The following is a 22,809-nucleotide window of genomic DNA, read 5'->3' as shown; positions in this document are numbered from 1 at the left end:
CCGGAGGGGTCAGGGTGAAGGCGCGGGCGTGGCGCTGGCCGGCTGGGCCATCCAGCGCTCCATCTTGCGGTCCAGCACGTCCAGCGGCATTGAGCCATCCTTCAGCAGTTCGGCGTGGAAGCGGCGCAGGTCGAAGGCGGCACCCTGGCGTGCCTTGGCCTTGTCGCGCAGGGCGACAATGGTGGTCAGGCCGGCCACGTTGGACAGCGCCTGGCCGGGCTGGGCCATGATCCGCTCGACTTCGGCGTTGGCGTCATCGCTGCTCATGTCCACGGTCTTCTGCAGGTAGGCCACGGCCTGCTGCTTGCTCCAGCCCTGGGCGTTCACGCCGGTGTCGGCCACCACGCGGGCAGCGCGCAGCAGGCGCGAATACAGGTAGCCGATGCGGTCGTAGGGATCGGTGTAGATGCCCAGGTTCTCACCCAGTGTTTCGGCATACAGGCCCCAGCCTTCGACGAAGGCGAGATCGCCACCCAGGCGGCGGAAGCGCGGCAGCTTGGCCAGCTCCTGCTGCAGGCCCAGTTGCACGTGGTGGCCGGGGATCGCTTCATGCAGGTACTGCACCGGCACATTCCAGCGCTTGCGGCTGGGCAGGTCGCGGGTGTTCACGTACAGCACGCCCGGTTGCCCGGCCGCAGACGGCTGGTAGGCCGCTGCTGCGGCGGTCAGTGCACGCTCCGGTTCCACCGCGCGCACGTCCAGCGCGGACTTGGGCAGGGTATCGAGCACCTGCGGCAGGCGTGCGTTGACCTGCTGCTGCACCTGGCGATAGCGGTTGATCAACGCATTGGCGTCGCCGTACTGGAACTGGCGGTCGTTACGCATGCTGCGCAGCAGCTTGGCCGGCGTGCCGCGCAGCTTGGCGTCCTTCATCACCGTGGCGATCTGCGCCTGCAGTTCCTGCACGCGCTGTTCGCCCAGCGCGTGCAGCTGCGCGGCGGTCTGGTCGCTGGCCGTGGTCTGCACGATCAGGTTGGCGTACCAGGCCTGGCCATCGGGCAGTGCGCCCAGGCCACTGCTGGTGCGCGAGGCGGGCAGGTATTCGGTGGCGATGAAACCGCGCAGGGCACGATAGGCCGGCATGATGCGCAGTTCGATCATGCGCTTGTATTCGGCGCTGATGCGGGCCTTGTCCTCGGCCGCGATGGTGTTGGGCATGGTGCGGATCGGCGACCAGAAGATGCTCTCTTCAGCAGTCGGCTTGATCACTGCATCCAGCTGCGGCAGTACCTTTTCCATCAGGTCGCGTGGCTGCACCACGCCGGCCTTCATGCCCTGGCGCATGTTGTCGATGGCCTGGTCGAACAGCTCGGGAATGCCGAGCGAACGGCGCGACCAGGTGTCGTAGTCCTGCACTGTGTTGAACGGCTGCGCGCCGGCACCTGCACCGAGGATCGCCATGATGCTGCCGACGTTGTAGTACTGGCTGATCGGCATCATCCAGCTCGGGTAGCGCTCGGCGGCCAGCGAAGCGCGCGCGTCGCGCACGAAGATCTCGTAGCTGAGCAGGTCCTGGCCCTGCAGGCCGTCGCTGCCGAGTTTCTCGACCTTGCCCAGCCACTCGGTGGTGAAGTCGTGCGATTGCTGGCGCCACGCGGCGGACAGGATGTTGGGCAGCTGGTCGTTGTAGCGGGCCTCGCCCTGGAAGGTTGCCTGCAGCGGATTCAACCGCATCGAGGCATCCCAGTATTCGTCATACAGGCGCTCCAGCTGCACCTGCTTGGGTACGGCGCGGGCCGGTGCGACCGGACGCGGCGTGGCACGGCGCGCCGAACTGCCACGGGCCGGCGCGGTAGCGCGGGCAGGCCGGGCCTTGGGCTTGGCGGCCTGGCGGGTCTGCGCGGCGGCAGGGCGGCTGGCCTTCTTTTTCGCTGCTTCGGCCGACGGCACGGCGCTGAACAGGAACAACGCGGCGATGGCGGCGGCCAGGGCGCGGGTGGGATGCGGCATCAGGAGCTTCCGTGGAACACAGACCGTGGAGCTTGCACGATCCGGCCGCGTACGGCCAGCGTGAAGGCGCAGTCAGCTTTTTGTTGCTGGGGCTTCAGTCAGCCGCAGCGGCGGCGCGCAACGATGCGGCTCGCTCGGCACCCAGATAGCGGGTGATGGCACGCCGCATCAGGTACAGCAACGGAATCAGGGCGATCGCAAAGCCCATCTTGTAGATGTAGTTGACGCTGCTGACGGCCAGGAACAGCGAGGTCGGCCAGTGCTGCGGTCCGAGCACGAAGGCGATCCAGATCACCACGAAGCTGTCGACTACCTGCGAGACCGCCGTCGATCCGGTCGCGCGCAGCCACACGTGGCGTTCTCCGGTGGCCTGGCGGATGCGATGGAACACCGCCACGTCGATCAGCTGGCCGAGCAGGAAGGCCACCAGCGAGCCGGCGATGGTCCACATGCCCTGGCCGAACACCGCTGCGAATGCCGCCTGGTAGTCGGGCACGCCGTGGCCATCCATCGACGTGACCCACCAACTGGCCGGCGCCAGCGAAATGGCCGCGAAGGCGAACAGGAAGCCGTAGCCGATCAGCACCACCGCCAGCCACGAGATGAAGCGCACGCCGCGCTTGCCGAAGAACTCGTTGATGGTGTCGGTCATGATGAACACCACCGGCCACAACAGGGTGCCGGCGGTGAAGCTGAGCGAGCCGGTCTGGCCGAACAGGTTCCAGTTCAGCGGAGCGATGCCCAGGGTGTCTTCCAGCGCGAAGATCTTCACCCCGATCAGCTCGGCCAGCACCGCATTGCCGCAGAAGAACGCGGCCAGCACGATGAACAGCAGGACCGCGCGGTCCTGCAGCGGGCGCTCGATCGGCGCCGGGGTCATTCTGTGCGTTCGCCGGTGCGATCGCCGGCACGGGTGAACGGCACGCTGGACGGCGCCACGGCACCGCCGGAAATGATGAAGCTCATGGCCTGGTCGACGGTCCAGTCGGTCGGCGTCAGCAGTTCCACCGGCACGATTTCCAGGTAGCCCGAGGTCGGGTTCGGCGTGGTTGGCACATACACCGCGGCCAGCTCACGGTCGGTGCCGTGTTCCTTGATCACGCGGGTGACCAGGCCGACCGATTTCATGTCGCGGTGCGGGAAGTCGATCAGCACCACGCGCTGGGTGCTGCCCGGCTCGGTCTGCAGCATGTCCAGCAGCTTCTTGGCGCTGTCGTAGATGATGCTGGCCAGCGGAATGCGCTTGATGACCGCGCCCACCCAGCGCAGCAGGCGCTGGCCGAGCACGCGGCGGCTGGCCACGCCCACCGCCAGGATCACCAGCAGGGTGGCCAGCAGGGCGATGGTGTCCTGGATCCATTCGGCGCGGACCCAGCCGAGGTAGTGCGGAAAGCTTGTCGCGATCTGCTCGGACAGCGGTACCACCAAGGGGCTGGAAATGCCCGACAGCAGCACGAACACGAACTTGACCACGACCCAGGTCAGCCAGATCGGCAGCAGGGTGAGCAGGCCGGTCAGGAACAGGCGCTGCAGGGAGGGGCGGGGGACCAGGGCGGGGGCTTCGAGCGACATGCGCGCATTGTAGCGGTCACTGCCGGTCGATTACGCTGGGGAATCGACTGCGGCAACGGCACATGGAAGGGAAGCTGTGTTGAAGATTCTGCGCGGACTGGGCTGGACCCTGGCAGGCCTGCTGGTGCTGGCCATCGTGGTGTGGTGCGCCTCGCGCATGTGGCCGGTGCCCGAATCGCGGCTGCAGGCGCAGCAGCGACTGGAAGCACGCCTGCCGGCGACTGGCCACAACGGTTATGCCCTGTTGTGGACGCTGCCGTTCGACGATCTGGATGCCCGCCAGCGCGAGCAGGCATTGGCCGAGGACGTGCGCCGTTGGGAGGCCGACCTGCGGGGCAGCAGCGGCGGCCAGACACACCTGGTGGCCAACCATGCCGAGCTGCGTTCGCGTCCCGGTGCCAGTTGCGGGCCGGCCGCTAGCGGCTGCCTCGCCCAGGTCCGCGCGGACCCGCAACGCTTCGTGGAGGCCCACGCCGGCCACCAGCAGTTGCATGCGCGGCTGGATCAGCTGGCCGAAGCGGACTACTTCATGTCGCCGTTCCCGCCGAAGGGCGAGGGCATTCTGGTTCCATTGCCGACCTATGGCGTGGTGATGGACGCCACCAGTGCACGCGCGCTGGCGTACGTGCAGGGCGATATCGACGGTGCCCTGCGAGGTGCCTGCCGTGGCTTGCAACTGGGCCGGCGGCTGTTGCCCGGCAGCAGCTATCTGGTCGAGAGCATCATCGGTGCCAGCCTGGTGCAGGCCAATGCCCAGCTGCTGGCCGACATGCTGGTCGAACTGCCGGCCGACCACCCCTTGCCGGCGGAGTGCGAACAGGCCATGCAGCCGCTGCGGGCCGAGGAACAGAGCCTGTGCCGTGCCATGCAGGGTGAGTACGCGATGAGCCGGGCGGCGATCGAGACATCGGCGCGGGAGTTCGGCGGCGTGCTGGTGCTGGATCGCAGCAGCACCCTGGCCCGCGTGGCCGGCAATCTTGGCTGGGCCTGTGGCGCGGTAGCCACATCGGCGCTGGAAGCGGATCGCCCGTTGCCAGTGCCGGCGCCACCGCAGCATGACTTCGGCTGCCTGTCGAACGTCATGGGCTGCGTGCTGACCGATATCGCCGCGCCGATCTATCCTGCCTATTCGTCACGGCCACAGGATGCCGCGGCGATGGTGCGGCTGCTGGGGGCGCAGCGTTGGCTGCGGCAGCAGACGGATGATCCGGTGGACGCACTGCAGCGGCTGCCGGTGCAGTTCCGCTCGCCGGTGCGGGCGCCGCAGCTGTCGGCCGACGGCCGCCACCTGCAGGTGCCGCGTCGCTCTCCAGCGCGCAGCGCTGAAGAGAACCCGTGGCTGTCGGTGCCGTTGCAGAAGGAATCGGCTTCGACTGCTGCGGGACGCGACTGATGCGCGCTCAGCGTGCGTGTGGCTTCAACCGCAGGTAGACCTGCTTGCGCACCTGGGCGACCACCTCGCCGCTTTCATCGACGACATCATTGCTGAACCATCTCAGCACTTTGTCACCAGCGGCGGCTTCGGCGCGCAGTTCGTCCAGCAGTGCGTCATCGATGCGGAACGACGTACGTACGGTGCCTCTGCCGGGCTTGAGGAAATCGATGGCACCGGCACGGTCCCACACGTAGTAGTCGCGGCCGAGGATGTGCAGCAGGCCAAGCATCCAGAACGGATCGGTCATCGCAAACAGGCTGCCGCCGAAATGCGTGCCGACGTAGTTGCGGTTCCAGGGCCGCATGCGCAGTTCGACGTCGATCTGCCGGTAGTCCGGCGAGACCCGGGTGACGTGGATGCCGGTGAACAGGAACGGCGGCCAGAGATTGATACCGAAGCGGAACAGGCGGGCGTTCATGCGGGTCCGGGGGCGCAGGGCGAGGCGCCCAGTCTAACCATTCGCATGCGTATGTTGCACCCCGGGCGAGCGTCCGCACAATTCGGGCGTGGTCCGGCGAATTGTAGAGTCGAGCTTGCTCGACTGCTTTCAGGGGCAGCAGCGAATACGCTCGACGCCATCCGATAGCTATTTCAGGGTTTTCCCGATGGGTACGGCTCGGTCCCCGGTCCATGCTGTTTACATGCCCAGCCCTGCCTTGTTGCGCGGTCGATTTTCCGCAATCGGATGCTTCTACGTAGTCACCACTGTCACTGCGGGTCGTCGACGCATCTTTGCAGATACGCGACACGCGGCGACCCTGATGGACGGTCTTCGTGACAGTGACCGCAGTGGACTCACGCGATCATTTGCCTGGGTGGTAATGCCCGATCATCTGCACTGGGTCATGCAGCTGCGTCAAGGAACCCTGGGGCGATGCATGCAGTCACTGAAGTCCAGAGTGGCCATTGCAGTCAATGCGCACTCCGATGAAGAACTGCCGGTGTGGCAGCGGGGCTACTACGATCATCTGATCCGGAATGAGGAGGATGTTCGGCAACAGTCACTGTATGTACTGGCCAACCCCGTGCGCGCGGGCCTGACATCGCGGCTGGGAGACTATCCGCTTGCGTGGTGTCGCTGGCCGCTGGAATGAGGCGGAGGCAGTCGAGCAAGCTCGACTCTACAGGTGGTTTGCATGTCCTGCTTCATGCGCCGTCGATGACATACCCGTCGCGGCCGTTGGCCTTGGCCTGGTACAACGCGGTGTCGGCGCCTTCGACGAAATGGTGTGGTTGCAGCGTGCCGTCGGGTACGCGGGTGAACACGCCGATGGTGAGAGTGACGCCTGCTTCGCTGCCGTCACCGGGCGCCGGCAGTGCACGCACGCAGGCGATCAGGTCCTCGATGACCTGGCGCGCGCCCTCGGTCGGGGTATCGGGCAGCACCAGTGCGAACTCGTCGCCACCGTAGCGCGCGGCCATGTCGCGAGGGCGTCGCGCATGCGCACCGATCAGGCGTGCAACATCGCGCAGCACGCGGTCGCCGACCTGATGGCCGTGGCGGTCGTTGTGGCGCTTGAAATGGTCAACGTCGATCAGTGCGAGGCTCAAGGACTTGCCACTGCGTCGCGCGGCATCGCATTCCTGTTGCAGCGACTGCTCGAAACGCAGGCGATTGCCGAGACCGGTCAGCGCATCGCGGTTGGCCAGGCGGTGCCAGGCCGAGACGCGCCAGGTCGCCCAGGCCAGCAGCACCAGCAGGATGCCCAGCATGGCGCTGGCCGGAGCCCACCACAGGTCACCGGCGCGCAACAGCAACCAGCTCAGCAGCGGTGGAAGCGGCAGCGAGCACAGCGCCGCGAGCCATGGCAGGCGCAGGCCGAGCAGGATCACGCACAGTGCCACCAGTACGCCACTGATGGCGTGCTGCCAGAGGCGGGGCAGCAGGTCGATCTGCTTGTGCTGCAGCAGCATCGAAGCGATGTTGGCCTGGTACTCACTGCCGCTCATCCAGAACTCGCGGGTGGTCGGGGTCAGCAGCCGCGGTGCGATGCCGCTGGCGGTCATGCCCACCACGATGCGGCGGCCGTGCAGCATCGCCATGTCCACGTGACCATCCAGCACATCGGCATAGGACACCTGCGGCAGGCGTTCGGGCGGTCCGGCATAACGCACCCGCACGTAGTCGTTGCGCCGCCATTGATAGGGCGAACCGATCTCCGGGTCGGGGTCGGGCAGGCCGTGCACCGCGCCCGCGGGCAGGTCGGCCAGCGCCAGGCCCAGTGCTGGCCAGTGGGCCTGGCCGATGCCGGCACGCAGGTACACGCCGCGCGCGACACCATCGCCATCCACTTCCACATCGGTGTGGCCGATCGCTGCGGCACTGGCCGCGATCTGCGGAATCGGCAGCATTTCCTCGGCCATGCGGTCGCCGGCGGCCGGTGCCGCGAGTACCGGCAGCACCACCCGGCCGTTGCGGCGTATCGCGGCGGCCAGTTCATCGTCCTGGCGGCTGTCGCGACGATCAGGTTCGGACAGCATCAGGTCCAGTGCGACGCGCTCGGCACCGGCATCGGTCAGCCGGTCGAGCAGGCGGGCATGGATCGAGCGGGGCCAGGGCCATTGGCCGATGCGCTGCAGGCTGCCCTCGTCGATGGCCACGATCAGCACGCTGGGGTCGGGGCGGTAGTCCCAGTTGCCGACCATGGCGTCGTAGGCCGCTTCGTCCTGTCGCCACAGCCACTGGCCCTGGCTGGCGATCACCGTCAGCACCCCGGCCAGCAGTGCCAGCAGGATCCGCTTCGGCCACGGCAGCGGCGAGCGCCTCATAACAACAGCAACAGCAGCAGGGCACCACCACCGGCGCCGTAGCACAGGCGGCAGGGCAGCTTGATCTGCTGGGCCGGTGAGTACTCACCCGCATGACCATCGTCGTCGATGTACTGCACACGCACATGCAGGGTGCCGCTCCACGGCCGCTTGAAGCTGACCTGCGGCTCGCTCACGGTCTGGTCGACCAGGGGCGCCCTGAAGTCGCCACGACGGTCCACCTGCACCCGGTACTGCTGGCCTTCGCTGCCGGCCTGCCAACGCAGGGTCAGTTCGCCATGCGCGGCCTCAGGCGGCTGCAGGGCAGGGTCGACCGGTTCATTGCTCAGTTGCAGGGGCAGGGCCTGGCCGTAGCGGCCCTGATGGCCGTTGCCGTCGCGCGACGCCACCCGCCAGAAGTACTTGCCGGGCGGCAGCGGCTGCGCCAGGCGCAGGTCGGTACCTGGGGTGCTCTGTTCCTGTAGTGGCTGCACGAAGCTCGGCTCGGTGGCGATCTGCAGCACGCTGCTGCGCGCGCCCGGCGCCTGGCTCCAACGGAAGCGCGGGCGGTCACTGTTGACGGTCTGCCCATGCAGGGGGGCCACGGTGAGCGGCGGCGGGGGCTGGTCGCTGAGTTCGAAATCGGCGCTGGCGTCGAGGCCTTCCACGCCCTGTGCATCCTCCGCGCGCAACAGGATGCGCAGCTGGCCGGGGGGCAGGTCACCGATCGCCAGCCGGGTGTCGGCGGTGGTGGCGGCAAACAGCAGGATTTCCGGCGTCGCTGCCTGTACAACTTCCACGCGGTAGCGCGCGGCGCCGTCGACGGGGTCCCAGGCAAGCAGGGTCGGCAGGGGCGCCAGGCGCACCTCGTCGCTACGCAGCTGCGGCGCTGGAAGAAGGGCGGAGACAGCGTCCGGTGCGGCATCGGCGCTGCTGCTGCGGCTGGCCTGTCCAGGCTGGACCAGGCGCTTGCCGTGGGTGTTGCCGACCTGCACCTTGCCCTGTAGTACTTCGGTGGCAGCCACCTGGCCGGTGTCACCGGCGCTGACCCGGAAGACGGTGCCGCGCACGCTGCTGGTCGCCGTAGGTGCATCGATGATGTAGCGCGAGGCCGGGCCACGGGCAGGTGTCACCCGATTGCTGGCGCGGCCCTGCTGCAGGCGCAGGCGGGTATCGACCATGCCGGTGTGGCCGTAGCGGCTGAGCTGGTCCAGGCGCAGCCGGGAGTACTCGCGCAGCTGCAGGCGCGAGGCGTCAGCGAATTCAAGCGTGACGCTGGAGTCGCCTTCGGTCTGCACGGTGTCACCGATGCGAAGTTGTTCCCCGGCGAGTATCGCGCGCGAGGCACTGCCATCGGCGCCTGACAGTTCGACCTTGCCGCGCACCGACAGCACGCGGGCAGGTGCCGGTTCGATGCGCAGCCAGCTGATCGGGAAGCGCAGCAGCTGCCCCGGCGGCAGCTGGTAGGGGTTGTCGATGCGGTTGTGCTGTTGCAGCTGCTGCCAGCGCACCGAGGGCTTGAGGTACAGGCCTCCCAGATCCCACAGGGTATCGCCGGGACGGACCCGGTAGTTCCAGTCCTGGGCGGCGGCCATGGCCGGCAGGAAGAGAAGAGCGCAGAGCAGCGCGCCCTGGAAGCGCATGGCGAACGACAGCGAGCGGACGAAGGTCACAGTTTGCAATCCCGGCAATGCGGGGGCGCAGCTGCAAGACCCCATGGCCCCGACCTCATCCCCCCGAACGGATCGTGGCGACCGTACGGCCGCCATCCCGCGCATTATTGCCCGCGTTCAGTGCAGGGATTCTGAACGAAGTGGGTTCCCGTTCAGAACAGCAGGGAGGCCATCCGGCGGCGGTACTGGCCGACCAGGTCCTCGTCGGAGATCACATTGAAGGCGTCGATCAGGGCCTTGCGCGGCAGTCCGTCCTCGAACGTGCGGTCGATCCGCAGCATTTCCAGGAACTGGGCCAGCGCGGCTTCGTCGTGGCCACCGAGCAGCAGCTGTACGCCACGCAGGTGGCGTGCCTTGAGGTCCTTGCCATCGGCGGCGATGCGCGCGTCCAGCACTTCGGCGGCCGGGGCGTCCTTCAGGGCCGAGGCGAAGGCCAGCCGGGCGCGTGCACGCACGGCACGGTCGTCGGTGGCCAGGTTGGCGGGCAGGCCATCGATCAGCAGACCGGCTTCATCCACGCCACCGATCTGCAGCAGGGCCAGCGCCAGGTCGAGCTTCAGCTCGTCCTTGTCCGGCTCGGCGGCGATCTGCGCGCGCAGCACGTCCACCTGCGCCTGCGGGTCCAGCGGCGCTTCGTCTTCGGCGACGGCGTCGCCGATGTCGGCCGGCACGATGCCGTGCTGGGCCAGGAATTCACGCAGCTGGCCTTCCGGGATGGCCCCCGGGAAGCCGTCCACCAGCTGGCCGCCCTTGACCAGGAACACGGTCGGCACCGAGCGGATCTGGAAGGCGGCGGCGATCTGCTGTTCCTTGTCGACGTCGACCTTGGCCAGTTCGAAGGCGCCGTTGTACTCGGCAGCCAGCTTTTCCAGCATCGGCCCGAGGGTCTTGCACGGCCCGCACCAGGTGGCCCAGAAGTCGACCAGCACCGGCGTCTGCAGCGACTTCTGCAGGACTTCGGCCTCGAAGGTCGCAGTGGTGGCGTCGAATACGTAGGTCGTCTCGGTCATGGGGGAAAGCATCGTTTGGCGTCTGGAGACTGATTCTATGGTGACGATCGATGCCGGTCTCAACCCGGGTTGTAGTAAATGCCTGACAATGCCGCCTTCCTGTCGCCGTCCTTTCCGGAGCCTGCATGTCGTCCCTGTCCCCGTTGCTGCGCCTGTCCGGTCTGGTCGCCGCACTGCTGTTCGTGCTGGCGGTGCTCGGTTTCGGCGCCGGCCTGGAAGGCTACGCACAGGCTCGCCACCCGGTGGCGCTGCTGGGAGCACAGGGGGTGCCGCATGCGCTGGCCTTCAATCTGCTGGGCTTCGTGCTGCCGGGCCTGCTGGCGGTGGTTGTGGCCGAGTGCCTGCGCCGTGGGCTGCCGGCAACCGCCGGCTGGGCGCCCCGGGTGGGCAGCCAGATGCTGCTGCTGGCCGGGTTGGCGTTCGCCGCGATGGGGCTGCTGCCGCTGGATGTGGATGACCTGCACGGGCCGGCCAGCCAGCTGCATGCCAGCGCCTGGATGATCTGGGTGCTGGGTTTCGTTGCTGGGACCCTGTTGCTGGGCACGTCGCAGTTGCGCCAGGCGCATGGCCGCGCGCTGGGCGCAGTGGCGCTCGCCTGTGGCGTACTGGCCGCGCTGGCGGCGTTTGCCCTGCAGGGCGTGTTGGCGGCGCCGCTGGCACAACGGCTTGCGTTCGCCTGCTGGACGGCCTGGCTGGCCCTGGCCCTGCCGTTGTCGCGGCCGCGCTGAGACCGGCCTCGGGCGCTCGCGGAGCCGGCCTTCAGCGGGCGGGATTGGAGACGTTTGCCGCACTGCGGTACGCTGTACCGCTTTGCCGCCGCATCCGCGTGTTCCATGACCAGCGCTGAAACCAACGCCTACGACCCGCAGCAGGTTGAATCCGCCGCCCAGCAGTACTGGGACGCCACCCGTGCCTTCGAAGTCGACGAGACTTCGGACAAGCCGAAGTACTACTGCCTGTCGATGCTTCCGTACCCGTCCGGTGCGCTGCACATGGGCCACGTGCGCAATTACACGATCGGCGACGTGATCAGCCGCTACAAGCGCATGACCGGCCACAACGTGCTGCAGCCGATGGGCTGGGACGCGTTCGGCCTGCCGGCGGAAAACGCCGCGATCAAGAACAAGACCGCACCGGCGGCCTGGACCTACAAGAACATCGAGCACATGCGTGGCCAGTTCAAGGCCATGGGCTATGCCGTTGACTGGTCGCGCGAGTTCGCCACCTGCCGCCCGGACTACTACGTCCACGAGCAGCGCATGTTCACCCGCCTGATGCGCAAGGGCCTGGCCTACCGCCGCAATGCGGTGGTGAACTGGGACCCGGTCGACCAGACCGTGCTGGCCAACGAGCAGGTGATTGACGGCCGCGGCTGGCGCTCCGGCGCCCTGGTCGAGAAGCGCGAGATTCCGCAGTGGTTCCTGCGTATCACCGATTACGCCCAGGAACTGCTGGACGGCCTGGACGAGCTGGACGGCTGGCCGGATTCGGTCAAGACCATGCAGCGCAACTGGATCGGCCGCTCCGAGGGCCTGGAAATCCAGTTCGACGTACGTGACGTTGACGGCGGCGTACTGGATCCGCTGCGCGTGTTCACCACCCGTCCGGATACCGTGATGGGCGTGACCTTCGTGTCGATCGCTGCCGAACATCCGCTGGCGCTGCATGCGGCGAAGAACAACCCGGAACTGGCCGCGATGCTGGCCGACCTGAAGCAGGGTGGCGTGTCCGAGGCGGAACTGGAAACCCAGGAAAAGCGCGGCATGGACACCGGCCTGCGTGCGCTGCATCCGGTCACCGGCGAGCCGGTGCCGGTGTGGGTCGCCAACTTCGTGCTGATGGGCTACGGCACCGGTGCGGTGATGGCTGTGCCGGGTCATGACCAGCGCGACAACGAAGTGGCCAACAAGTACGGCCTGCCGATCAAGCAGGTGATCGCACTGAAGGATGCGCGCACCGAAGAAGAGCGCACCTGGGATGGCAGCCGCTGGCAGGACTGGTACAGCGACAAGAGCCGTGCCTTCGAGCTGGTCAACTCGGCCGAGTTCGATGGCCTGGATTTCCAGGGTGCCTTCGAAGCCCTGGCCGAACGATTCGAGCGCAAGGCGCAGGGCCAGCGCCGCGTCAACTACCGCCTGCGCGACTGGGGCGTGAGCCGCCAGCGCTACTGGGGCTGCCCGATTCCGGTGATCTACTGCGCCAAGTGCGGTGCGGTGCCGGTGCCGGAAGAACAGCTGCCGGTGGTGCTGCCGGAGGACGTGGCATTCTCGGGTACCGGTTCGCCGATCAAGACCGATCCGGAATGGCGCAAGACCACCTGCCCGGACTGCGGCGGCGCGGCCGAGCGCGAGACCGACACCTTCGACACCTTCATGGAGTCGAGCTGGTACTACGCCCGCTACACCTCGCCGGGTGCCCGTGATGCCGTCGACAAGCGCGGCAACTACTGGCTGCCGGTGGACCAGTACATCGGTGGCATCGAGCACGCGATCCTGCACCTGATGTATTTCCGCTTCTACCACAAGCTGCTGCGCGACGCGCGGATGGTGGACAGCAACGAACCGGCGCGCAATCTGCTGTGCCAGGGCATGGTGATTGCCGAGACCTACTACCGCCCGAACCCGGATGGCTCGAAGGACTGGATCAACCCGGCCGATGTGGAAGTGCAGCGCGACGAGCGCGGCCGCATTACCGGCGCGACCCTGATCGCCGACGGCCAGCCGGTGGTGGTCGGTGGCACCGAGAAGATGTCCAAGTCGAAGAACAACGGCGTGGACCCGCAGGCGATGGTCGACAAGTACGGCGCCGACACCGTGCGCCTGTTCTCGATGTTCGCCGCGCCGCCGGAACAGTCGCTGGAGTGGAACGAAGCCGGTGTGGATGGCATGGCCCGCTTCCTGCGCCGCCTGTGGGCCCAGGTGCAGAAGCATGCCGCCGATGGCGCCGCTCCGGCGCTGGATGTTGCAGCACTGGATGCCAACCAGAAGGCACTGCGCCGCAAGACCCACGAGACCATCGGCAAGGTCGGTGACGACTATGGCCGCCGCCACAGCTTCAACACCGCCATTGCCGCGGTGATGGAACTGATGAACGCGCTGGCCAAGTTCGAGGACGGCAGTGCGCAGGGGCGCGCGGTGCGCCAGGAAGCGCTGCAGGCCATCGTGCTGCTGCTCAACCCGATCACCCCGCACGCCAGCCATGCCCTGTGGCAGGTGCTGGGCCATGGCGAGACCCTGCTGGAAGACCAGCCGTTCCCGCAGGCCGATGCCGGTGCGCTGGTGCGCGACGCGCTGACCCTGGCCGTGCAGGTCAACGGCAAGCTGCGTGGCACCATCGACGTGGCGGCCGACGCCGCGCGCGAGCAGGTCGAGGCACTGGCCCTGGCCGAGCCCAACGCGGCCAAGTTCATGGAAGGACTGACGGTGCGCAAGATCATCATCGTGCCGGGCAAGATCGTGAACATCGTCGCCGCCTGATGTACCCCGTACCGGCCACCCGCGTGGTGGCCGGTACCATTCCGGTGCAGGGCCCGGCGTTTGATGGCCCTGCATTCACGCGGCTTCGGGCACGCTGTGTGTTGCCGTGATCGCCCGGCTCCGCCAGACTGTCTCCATGACCCGAATCCTGCTTGCCCTCGTTCTTGTCCTCGGCCTTGCCGGCTGCGGTTTCCATCTGCGCAACAAGCTGATGCTGCCGACCGACACGGCACCGGTGAAGGTGGTTTCCACTGCGCCGTACAGCGAACTGGTCAAGCTGCTCAACCGCAGCCTGCTGGCCTCCGGCGCCAGGCTGGCCGATGAGGACAGCAAGGAGCCCAGCGCCCAGCTGCAGGTACTGTCCGAGCGCTGGGGCGACCTGCCGATCGCCATCGACTCGCAGGGCCGTGCGCAGGAATACAGCCTGCGCTACGCGGTGATCTTCATCTTCCGTCGCGAAGACGGCAGCGAACTGGTGCCGCAGCAGGTGATCGAGCTGTCGCGCGACTACGTGTCGCCGCCGACCGACGCCACCGGTACCACCACCGAACGTGAAATCCTGGCCAATGAACTGCGCCGGGAAATGTCCGCCTCGATCATCCGCCGCATCGACAGCGTGGTGCGTGCCGAGATCGAGAAGGGCGGCAGCCTGTCGGCGCCGAAGGACAAGCCGATCGAAGGCGCGGTACCGGCCGAGCCGGTCCCCGCAGCCAAGCACTGAGCCGCGCGCATGGAACTGCGTCCGGAGCAGCTGGCCAGCCAGGGCGCTGATACCGCGCTGGCGCCGGTCTACCTGATTGCCGGCCCGGAAACGCTGCGCGTGCTGGAGGCGGCCGACGCCATCCGCGCGCGTGCACGCGCCTCGGGCATTGGCGAACGTGAAGTGTTCGACGCCGATGGGCGTGATTTTGACTGGAACCAGCTCGACGCCAGTTTCAATGCCCCCAGCCTGTTCAGCGCCCGTCGCCTGGTCGAGGTGCGCCTGCCCAGCGGCAAGCCGGGCAAGGACGGTGCCGAGGTGATCAGCCAGTTCTGCGCCAATCCGGCGCCGGACGTGGTGTTGATGATCACCGCCAACGAATGGAGCAAGGCGCACCAGGGCAAGTGGGCCGAAGCGGTCAACCGCATCGGCGTGCTGTCGGTGGCGTGGGCGATCAAGCCGCACGAACTGCCGGACTGGATCGAGCGCCGCCTGCGTGGCAAGGGCCTGCGCGCGGACCCGGCCGCCGTGCAGCGCCTGGCCGAGCGGGTGGAAGGCAACCTGCTGGCTGCCGCCCAGGAAATCGACAAGCTGGCGCTGTTGGCCGATGGCCAGCCGCTGGATGTGGAGCGCATGGAGTCGCTGGTGGCCGACGCCGCCCGCTATGACGTGTTCCGGCTGGTGGAGGCGACATTCTCCGGGCAACCGCCGGCGGTGCTGCGCATGCTGGCCGGCCTGCGAGGCGAGGGTGAGGCGGTGGCTGCGTTGATGCCGATGGTGATCCGCGAGCTGCTGGCCGGTGCTGGCCTGGCCCGGGTGCAGGCCCGTGGTGGCAACCTGGCCGCCGAAATGAAATCGCGCGGCATCTGGGAATCGCGGCAGGCGCCGTACAAGCGCGCGCTGCAGCGGCATCCGGAAAGCAAGCGCTGGGAGCGCTTCGTGGCTGAAGCGGGACTGGTCGACCGTATCGCCAAGGGGCGCGCCGACGGCGACGCCTGGCTGGCGCTGGAGCGCCTGCTGGTGGCTGTGGCCGAACCGCGTGCCGTGCGCCTGCTGGCGCGGGCCTGAGCAATGAGCCTGCGGATCTACTACGGGGGCACCTTTGATCCGGTGCACCTCGGGCACCTGGCGATCGCGCGGGCTGCCCGTGACGAACTGCAGGTTGCCGTGCGCATGCTGCCGGCGGCCGATCCGCCGCACCGTGCCGTGCCCGGCGCCACGGCCGAGCAGCGCTGCACCATGCTGTCGCTGGCCATCGGCGACGAACCGGGCCTGCTGCTGGACCGGCGCGAGCTGGATCGCGCGGTGCGTTTCCCCGGTCGGCCGTCCTACACCGTGGACACCCTGCGCGAGCTGCGCGGCGAGCTGGGGCCGAGCCGGCCGCTGGCCTGGCTGGTCGGCGCCGACAGCCTGCTTGGCCTGTCCCGCTGGCACGAATGGGAGGCGTTGTTCGGGCTGGCTCATTTCGTGGTGGCGGAGCGCCCGGGTAGTCCGTTGCAGGCCGCGGTGGATGGCGAGCTGGGCCGGGCGCTGGAAGGGCGTTGGGCCGACACCGAGCAGGCCCTGTTCGCCAGCCCGGCCGGGCGCATCCTGCGCCTGCACCACCCGCTGCGCGAGGAATCGGCCAGCGCCGTGCGCTCGCAGATCGCCGCCGGCGGCCCCTGGCGCGCCCTGCTGCCACCCAGCGTGGCGGACTATGTGGCTGCACACGGGCTGTACCGCCCGGCCAGGCCGTGAATGGCGCAGCGGCGCCATCCCCGTATAATCGCCCCCACGTTTATCGAGTCGATCCACTTTGAGCAACCAGACCCAGCCCCAGACCATCAAGGTCGATCTGCCCAGCCCGCCGCCGTCCGTGCCGGAACTGCTGGCCAGCGTCCGCCAAGCCACCGAAGACCTGAAGGCCAAGGACCTGGTCGAGATCGACGTGCGCGGCCGGTCCAGCGTTGCCGACTACATGATCGTCGTTTCGGGCACCTCGACCCGCCACGTCAAGTCGATTGCCGACGAAGTCGTGCGCTTCGCCAAGAACATCGACGTGATGCCGCTGGGCGTGGAAGGCGAGCGCGAAGCCGAGTGGGTGCTGGTCGATCTGGGCGACGTGATCGTCCATGTGATGCTGCCGCGCGTGCGTGAGTTCTACGCTCTCGAGCGCCTGTGGACCGTCGGCGACCAGCCGCCGTCCAGCGACGACGAAGTGGCCTGAGCCACGCGTTGATGCATCCCTTCGACGGCGCCGATGGCGCCGTCGACGTTTTGGAGGACCGTTGATGAAAGCCCGCCTGATCGCCACCGGTGAACGCGCCCCCAGCTGGGTGGCGCAGGGCTTCGCCGAGTACCAGAAGCGGCTGTCGCACTGGCTGCCGTTCGAGCTGGTGGAAATCGAGCCCGGCCTGCGTGGCAAGGGGCGCGATCCGCGTCGCGCCACCGAAGATGAAGGCAAGCGGGTCATCGCTGCGCTGCCGAAGAATGCCTATGTGGTGGCGCTGGACGTGCCGGGCCGCCAGCTCAGTTCCGAACAGCTGGCGCAGCGCCTGGAACACTGGCGCGGGCAGGGAAGGGACCTGGCGTTCCTGATCGGTGGCCCGGAAGGGCATTCGCCGGAGGTGTCCGCGCTGGCCGATGAGAAGTGGTCGATCGGCCCGCTGACGCTGCCGCACATGCTGGTGCGCCTGGTGGTGGCCGAGCAGCTGTATCGGGCTGCCGCAATGATTGCCAATCACCCCTACCATCGCGCGTGAAGAGTGGTTATACTAGTCGTCTGCCCGAATAGCTCAGCCGGTTAGAGCACTTGACTGTTAATCAGGGGGTCGTTGGTTCGAGTCCAACTTCGGGCGCCACCTTGAAAAACCTGCATCGCGAGATGCAGGTTTTTTTTTTGCGTCTTTGTAGCGTCGAGGTTGCGCGACTGCTGTTGTGGAGCCGAGCCATGCTCGGCTGCTGCGGATGAACCAGCCGAGCGTGGGCTCGGGTCTACAGCGCGAGATTGCCTCGCCAGAACGCCACCAGCGTGGCGATCGCCACGATCAGGATCGCAGCGAACAGCACCCCCTCCCAACGCGTGAATACCTGTTCGCCGCGTTGGCGCCTGGTCAGCGCGAACAGCACCACACCGGGCACGTACAGCAGCACCGACAGCAGCAGGTTGTCCAGGCCACCGGCATACACCAGCCACAGCGCATAGGCGCTGGCCAGCAGTGCGACCACGAAATCGCGCCAGCGCACGCCTGGTTCACCGGCATAGGCCTGCCCACGCCAGGCCAGCTGCACACCGAACGCGGTGGACAGGAAGTAGGGCACCAGGCTCATCGACGCGGCCAGCAGCACCAGCCCGGTATAGCTGCCGGAATTGACCAGCACCAGCAGCAGGAACAACTGGATCAGCCCGTTGCTCAACCACAGTGCATTGGCCGGCACGCCGCGCGCGTTCTCACACCCCAGGAAGGCCGGCATGGTGCCGTCACCCGCGGCGGCATAGAGCACTTCGGCGCACAGCAGCACCCAGGCCAGCAATGCACCGAGAACGGAGATGATCGAACCGATGATGATCACCGTCGCGCCCCATTCGCCGACAATGGCTTGCAGCACATAGGCCATCGACGGATTGGGCAGTCCGGCCAGTTCCGCCTGCGACAGCACGCCCATCGACAACAGGCTGACCAGCACCAGCAGCAGCCACACGCCGAGGAAGCCGATCACCGTGGCGCGACCCACGTCGGCACGGCGTGCGGCGCGCCGCGAGTAGATGCTGGCGCCTTCGATGCCGATGAACACCCATACGGTCACCAGCATCATGCCGCGCAGCTGCTGGCCGAGATCGCCGAGTGCGGGCGTGCCCAGGAAATCGGCACCGAACACGTCCATGCGGAACGCGCCGGCGGCCAGGATGAGGAACAACGCAATGGGCAGCAGCTTGGCCACGGTCACCAGGCCATTGACGATGGCTGCAGTGCGCAGGCCACGCAGCACCAACAGGTGCACGGTCCACAACAGCAATGACGATGCGGCCACGGCGGCCGGGGTATTGCCTTCGCCGAACACGGGCATGAAGTGGCCCAGGCCACTGAAGATCAGCACGAAGAAGCTGGCGTTACCGAGCACCGAGGCAACCCAGTAGCCCCACGCAGCGGAGAAGCCGATGTAGTTGCCGAAGCCTTCGCGTGCGTATGCGTAGATGCCGGTATCGAGATCAGGCCGGCGGTTGGCCAGCGCCTGGAATACGAAGGCCAGCATCAGCATGCCCGCGCCGCTCAGGGCCCAGCCGATCAGCGCGGCGGCAGGCCCGGCGCTGCGCGCCACGTTCTGCGGCAATGAAAAGATGCCGGCGCCGACCATCGAGCCGACCACCAGTGCAGTCAACGCGGGCAGGCCCAGGCGTTGCGAAGTTGCGGCCATGCAGATCCCCTGCGGCGGTGATGCCGCGTGCACACGGTAGCCATGTGCCCGTGAACATGCCTGCAAGGGGCGGAACGACGAAGGCCCGGGCAGCTGCCCGGGCCTTCGAAGTTGCTGCGTTGAAGTGTATTGCCTGTATTACTTGAAGGTGTACTTGGCACCGACGGTGAAGTAGCGACCGATGGCACCACTGAAGTGCAGCGGGTTGTAGTTGACACCGCCGTAGGTGGACGGATCCAGCGGCGCGATGCGATCGAACACGTTCTGCACCGAGGCGTTCAACTCGAAGGCTTCAGTGATGTTCCAGCGGCCCGACAGGTCGAAGGTGGTGAACGAGGAGATCTTCTTGACGTCCGTTCCGTCTGCATACGCGAACAGATAGGAGCCGTTCGGACCACGGAAGTCCTTGTTGTCCATCTTCGAGATGTAGTTGGCAACGCCGCTGACGCTCCACGGACCCTGCCTCCAGGTGGTGCCGAAGTTGATGCGGTCCTTCGGGGTGCCGATGCAGTTGGTCACGTCGCAGTTGCCGTGAGTACCCGCGTAGTCAACCGTCACGTCGGCATCGGTGCGCTCGAACTTGAGCACATGGCTCCACTGCAGGTCCATCTCCAGCTGGCCCGGGCCGATGTCGAAGGTCTGGCGGATATCGGTATCGATACCCCGGACCCGGGTCGATGCGGCATTGATGTACTGCGTGTTGACTGCCAGGATGCTGCCGGTGCCGGGCACGCCGTTGAGCAGGTTGCTGTCACGCAACACGTTGCCGGCGGCAATGGCTTCGGAGGTGCTGCCCTGGGCAATTTCGTTGGTGCGCTTGATCTGCCAGGCATCGATGGTCAGCGAGGTCGTGGACGTCGGCTGCAGGACGATACCCACCGAGTAGCTCTTGGACTCTTCCGGCTTCAGATCCTTGTTCGGGCGGGTGATGATGGCCACCGGCAGGGCACCGCAGTCATCCCCGGTGGCACCCGGTGCAGGGTTGCCGTTCGGGCAACGTACCGGATCGGACGCGTTGGAGAACGCTGCCAGGCCACCATCGCCGTTCTCGGCCGGGTTGGGTGCCCGGAAGCCTTCGGCGTAGCTGCCACGCAGTGCGATCCAGTCGGCCGGGGTCCACTTGATGCCGATCTTCGGCGTGGCCTTGCCTTCACCGCTCTCGTACTTGTCGTAGCGAACCGCACCGGACAGTTCCAGGGTTTCCAGCACGGGCGCAGACAGCTCAACGTAGCCTGCGTACACGTTCTGGGTGCCGTCGTAGGCCGAGTAGCCCAGGCCGATGATCTGGCCCTTGTCGGTGTAGGTCTGCGGGGTCAGGCTGTTGCTGGTCTTGCGCCATTCGGTACCCAATGCCAGGCCCAGCGGGCCACCCTTCAGGTCCATCAGGCTGCGCGACACGGTGAAGTCGAACATGTCCAGGCTGGACTTGGCGCGGGCGCTGATATCCGGCGAGATGAAGTCGTACAACGCCTGCGAGTTCATGCCCGCGTTGTCACCGATGCGCCAAACACCACCGGCGCAGTTCGGGTTGGCCAATGCGCAACGTACGTTGTCGTAGTTGAGGAAGCCGGTGCGCTTGTTGACCAGATCAGTGCCCGAGTGCAGATAGGCGGTGTCGTAGCTCCAGTCGCCCCAGTTGCCCTTGACGCCGACCAGGAAGCGGGTGAACTCATTGGTGTTGTTGGTCACGCGGGGACCGACATCCCACGCCGAATAACGCAGGCGCGAGGCCTGGCCGGGAATGGGATTGTCAGGATGATTCGGGCCCAGCACCACTGCGCCCGGGCCACTGTTGCCGTTGACCGGGCCTTCGGGGAAGCCCCAGCTGCCGGATACGCCGGACGGGGTGTTGCTGAAGGTGGTCTCTTTCTTCGAGTAGCCGATTTCGGTGTAGATCTCGCCACCTTCACCAAACGCGAAGCTGGCACGGCCAAACACGTTGACGTACTTCTCTTCCGGGGTCAGATCGCGATACAGCTGGTTCGGATCCCACAGGCAGCCCTGCGCCTGTGCAGTAGCCTCGGTCTGGCCGGGAATGGTGGTCAGGCCAGCACAGCCCGGCAATGCGACCAGGAAGGCAGGATTGTCCTTGGTCACATTGCGATCGTCATACACCGAACCGTTCGGACCAACACCGCCGCGGGTCTTGCCGCTGAGGAAGGCGCCGCCGAGGAACTGGGCGTTGTTGCCATAGCCCCACGGGCGGGTATCGCCGGTACCGATCCACTTGCGGTTCTTGCGATCACTGATCTTGATCGCGTCGGTCTTTGCCACATCCAGGCTGAAGAAGGCATTCCAGCCGTCGGTGGCCAGATCGCCGGTACCGGCGGTCAGGGTCGCCTTCTTCGCGTCGCCATCGCTGTCGCCAGACAGGCCGTAGGAGCCCCGGAGGATCGCGCCCTGGAAGTCGCTGCGCAGGATGATGTTGACCACGCCGGCGATGGCGTCGGAACCATAGATCGCCGAGGCGCCGTCCTTCAGCACTTCCACGCGTTCGACGGCGTCGAGCGGGATGGTGCTCAGGTCGGTGAAGACCTTCTGGCCGTCATCGGCCAGGCCGTAGGTGGCCATGCGGCGACCATTCAACAGGACAAGGGTCGAACCCGCGCCCAAGCCGCGCAGCGAGATGCCGGCACCACCGCCGGCAAAGCCGTTGCCGAAGGTCTTGGGAATGGAGCCGGAACCGTCGGCGGTCAGTGTCTGCAGGTACTCGGCAACCGTGGTCTTGCCCGTACGGTCGATTTCCTGGCGGGTCACCACCTGCACCGGGGACGGTGTTTCAGTGTTGGTGCGCGGGATGTTCGAACCGGTGACCGTGATGCGGTCCAGGTTGGTGGCCTTTTCCTGCGCGAAAGCGGAGGTGGAAGCCACGGCGCCAACCAGCAGCAGCGTGCCGCCGGTAAGGATATGGGTGATGGACGATGCCAGGGTGGTGCGGCGGCGGCTGGCGGGCCGTTGGATCAGGTGTTTCACAGCTTCTCTCCTAACTGGAAAACCGTAGCGTTGAGGGCTGTCTCCGGAAGATTCCGGGACGGACCAATCTAGGTTTCCGACAGGTGACGAAGTCGTGAATTTTTGCTTAATCAATAACAGTTGATCCTGTTCCGTCCGTACCCGCCCGGACGGAAGCGCCGGCCCGGCAAGCAGCCGGGCCGGCGATCACCTCAGTCCGGCAGCGAGAACTGCACCGGCACCATGCCGATGGCCGGCACGGCCACGCCATCACGCTGGGCCGGCTCGAAGCGCCAGTGCCTGAGCACCTGCTGGCGTGCGGCCTGGTCCAGGCTGCGCGAGCCACTGCTGCGCTCGATGCTGACCACCGCCGGCTGCCCGTGGGAGTCCACCTCTACCCGCAACAGCACCGTCCCCTGCTCGCGGTTGCGCAGTGCCGCCAGCGGGTAGGCCGGCGGCGGGGCGCTGCGGTACTGCAGCTGGGCGCCGGCCAGAGGCGTGGAGGTATCGATGCTCGGTGCCAGCTGGGGCGGGGCCGGTTCGGCGGCCGGCAGTGCGATGCCCTGGGTCTCCTCCACGGTCGCGGTGGGTGCAGGCAGTGGCGGTGCTACCGGCTGCGTCCGGGGTTTCGGCACCACCTGGACGATCTCTTTCGGCAGGATCGGAACCGGCGGCGTGGGCGGTGGCGGGATCTTCTCGATCAGCCTGACCGCAGTCTTGTCACGTGGGACCTGCACGGCCTGGTAGGTCGCCGGGATCAGCAGCAACAGGAAGGCCAGCAGATGCAGGGCGATGGCCGCGCTCCAGGCGGCAACGCGGGCGGGGTCGAAGTGCGGGGATGCAACGGGATACGTACGAACCATGGTCCACCTCCATGCCAGTGACGAAGTCCTCAACG

At 67.0% G+C, this 22,809-nt stretch carries 19 protein-coding genes and 1 tRNA gene; 10 read left to right on the top strand and 10 right to left on the bottom strand.

What is annotated here, in order from left to right; all coding sequences use genetic code 11:
- Positions 1 to 9: 9 nt before the first annotated feature.
- The 3 genes from ACZK3J_RS16530 to ACZK3J_RS16520 form a co-directional block, all read right to left on the bottom strand.
- Positions 10 to 1,950 carry a DUF885 domain-containing protein gene (locus ACZK3J_RS16530; protein WP_032128975.1) on the bottom strand — a complete coding sequence of 647 codons (1,941 nt, stop codon included), beginning with the start codon at positions 1,948 to 1,950 and terminating at the stop codon, positions 10 to 12.
- Between the two features lie 94 nt (positions 1,951 to 2,044).
- Positions 2,045 to 2,830, bottom strand: a complete 786-nt coding sequence (locus tag ACZK3J_RS16525; protein ID WP_049398695.1) for a queuosine precursor transporter — start codon at positions 2,828 to 2,830, stop codon at positions 2,045 to 2,047.
- On the bottom strand, positions 2,827 to 3,522 hold the full coding sequence (locus ACZK3J_RS16520; RefSeq protein WP_049463210.1) for a DUF502 domain-containing protein: 696 nt from the start codon (positions 3,520 to 3,522) through the stop codon (positions 2,827 to 2,829). Before ACZK3J_RS16520 ends, ACZK3J_RS16525 begins: the two co-directional genes overlap by 4 nt.
- Positions 3,523 to 3,598: 76 nt before the next feature.
- Between ACZK3J_RS16520 and ACZK3J_RS16515 the strand changes: the two genes are divergently transcribed.
- Positions 3,599 to 4,915 carry a hypothetical protein gene (locus ACZK3J_RS16515; RefSeq protein WP_049463211.1) on the top strand — a complete coding sequence of 439 codons (1,317 nt, stop codon included), beginning with the start codon at positions 3,599 to 3,601 and terminating at the stop codon, positions 4,913 to 4,915.
- A 7-nt stretch (positions 4,916 to 4,922) separates the two neighbouring features.
- Here the strand turns inward: ACZK3J_RS16515 and ACZK3J_RS16510 are convergent, their stop codons facing one another.
- Positions 4,923 to 5,375, bottom strand: coding sequence for a DUF4442 domain-containing protein (locus ACZK3J_RS16510; protein ID WP_032128978.1), 453 nt, complete (start codon positions 5,373 to 5,375; stop codon positions 4,923 to 4,925).
- Between the two features lie 187 nt (positions 5,376 to 5,562).
- Between ACZK3J_RS16510 and ACZK3J_RS16505 the strand changes: the two genes are divergently transcribed.
- Positions 5,563 to 6,051, top strand: coding sequence for an REP-associated tyrosine transposase (locus ACZK3J_RS16505; protein ID WP_343124719.1), 489 nt, complete (start codon positions 5,563 to 5,565; stop codon positions 6,049 to 6,051).
- 52 nt (positions 6,052 to 6,103) lie between these two features.
- Here ACZK3J_RS16505 and ACZK3J_RS16500 read toward each other — a convergent pair whose 3' ends face one another.
- From ACZK3J_RS16500 to trxA, 3 genes are all read right to left on the bottom strand, one after another.
- Positions 6,104 to 7,726, bottom strand: coding sequence for a CHASE2 domain-containing protein (locus ACZK3J_RS16500; protein WP_100437647.1), 1,623 nt, complete (start codon positions 7,724 to 7,726; stop codon positions 6,104 to 6,106).
- Positions 7,723 to 9,423 (bottom strand): FecR family protein, encoded by a 1,701-nt coding sequence (locus ACZK3J_RS16495; RefSeq protein ID WP_049463214.1) that lies wholly within the window; start codon positions 9,421 to 9,423, stop codon positions 7,723 to 7,725. Before ACZK3J_RS16495 ends, ACZK3J_RS16500 begins: the two co-directional genes overlap by 4 nt.
- A gap of 107 nt (positions 9,424 to 9,530) precedes the next feature.
- Positions 9,531 to 10,388 (bottom strand): thioredoxin, encoded by an 858-nt coding sequence (gene trxA / locus ACZK3J_RS16490; protein WP_049463215.1) that lies wholly within the window; start codon positions 10,386 to 10,388, stop codon positions 9,531 to 9,533.
- Positions 10,389 to 10,513: 125 nt separating this feature from the next.
- Between trxA and ACZK3J_RS16485 the strand changes: the two genes are divergently transcribed.
- The 8 genes from ACZK3J_RS16485 (at position 10,514) to ACZK3J_RS16450 (ending at position 17,404) form a co-directional block, all read left to right on the top strand.
- Positions 10,514 to 11,116 (top strand): DUF998 domain-containing protein, encoded by a 603-nt coding sequence (locus tag ACZK3J_RS16485; protein ID WP_049463216.1) that lies wholly within the window; start codon positions 10,514 to 10,516, stop codon positions 11,114 to 11,116.
- A 105-nt stretch (positions 11,117 to 11,221) separates the two neighbouring features.
- Entirely contained in the window at positions 11,222 to 13,864 is a 2,643-nt protein-coding gene (gene leuS / locus ACZK3J_RS16480; protein WP_032128983.1) for a leucine--tRNA ligase, read from the top strand.
- Positions 13,865 to 14,000: 136 nt separating this feature from the next.
- Positions 14,001 to 14,585: an LPS-assembly lipoprotein LptE gene (locus tag ACZK3J_RS16475; RefSeq protein WP_032128984.1), complete on the top strand. Its 585-nt coding sequence runs from the start codon at positions 14,001 to 14,003 to the stop codon at positions 14,583 to 14,585.
- Between the two features lie 9 nt (positions 14,586 to 14,594).
- The gene (gene holA, locus ACZK3J_RS16470; protein WP_032128985.1) at positions 14,595 to 15,632 is read left to right on the top strand and encodes a DNA polymerase III subunit delta; all 1,038 of its coding nucleotides are present in this window, start codon (positions 14,595 to 14,597) and stop codon (positions 15,630 to 15,632) included.
- A gap of 3 nt (positions 15,633 to 15,635) precedes the next feature.
- Positions 15,636 to 16,301: a nicotinate-nucleotide adenylyltransferase gene (gene nadD / locus ACZK3J_RS16465; RefSeq protein WP_049463217.1), complete on the top strand. Its 666-nt coding sequence runs from the start codon at positions 15,636 to 15,638 to the stop codon at positions 16,299 to 16,301.
- A 58-nt stretch (positions 16,302 to 16,359) separates the two neighbouring features.
- Entirely contained in the window at positions 16,360 to 16,770 is a 411-nt protein-coding gene (gene rsfS / locus ACZK3J_RS16460) for a ribosome silencing factor (RefSeq protein WP_005418109.1), read from the top strand.
- A gap of 64 nt (positions 16,771 to 16,834) precedes the next feature.
- Positions 16,835 to 17,305 carry a 23S rRNA (pseudouridine(1915)-N(3))-methyltransferase RlmH gene (rlmH, locus tag ACZK3J_RS16455; protein WP_005418108.1) on the top strand — a complete coding sequence of 157 codons (471 nt, stop codon included), beginning with the start codon at positions 16,835 to 16,837 and terminating at the stop codon, positions 17,303 to 17,305.
- 22 nt (positions 17,306 to 17,327) lie between these two features.
- Positions 17,328 to 17,404 (top strand) — tRNA-Asn (locus tag ACZK3J_RS16450).
- Positions 17,405 to 17,537: 133 nt separating this feature from the next.
- Here the strand turns inward: ACZK3J_RS16450 and ACZK3J_RS16445 are convergent.
- The 3 genes from ACZK3J_RS16445 to ACZK3J_RS16435 form a co-directional block, all read right to left on the bottom strand.
- Positions 17,538 to 18,959: a basic amino acid/polyamine antiporter gene (locus ACZK3J_RS16445; RefSeq protein WP_149909443.1), complete on the bottom strand. Its 1,422-nt coding sequence runs from the start codon at positions 18,957 to 18,959 to the stop codon at positions 17,538 to 17,540.
- A 138-nt stretch (positions 18,960 to 19,097) separates the two neighbouring features.
- Positions 19,098 to 21,932: a TonB-dependent receptor gene (locus ACZK3J_RS16440; RefSeq protein WP_032128988.1), complete on the bottom strand. Its 2,835-nt coding sequence runs from the start codon at positions 21,930 to 21,932 to the stop codon at positions 19,098 to 19,100.
- 191 nt (positions 21,933 to 22,123) lie between these two features.
- Entirely contained in the window at positions 22,124 to 22,774 is a 651-nt protein-coding gene (locus tag ACZK3J_RS16435; RefSeq protein ID WP_164080899.1) for an energy transducer TonB, read from the bottom strand.
- Between the last annotated feature and the right edge of the window lie 35 nt (positions 22,775 to 22,809).

This window comes from Stenotrophomonas sp. 86428_Sma, from assembly GCF_056481585.1.
This window is presented reverse-complemented; position numbering and strand designations above follow the sequence as displayed.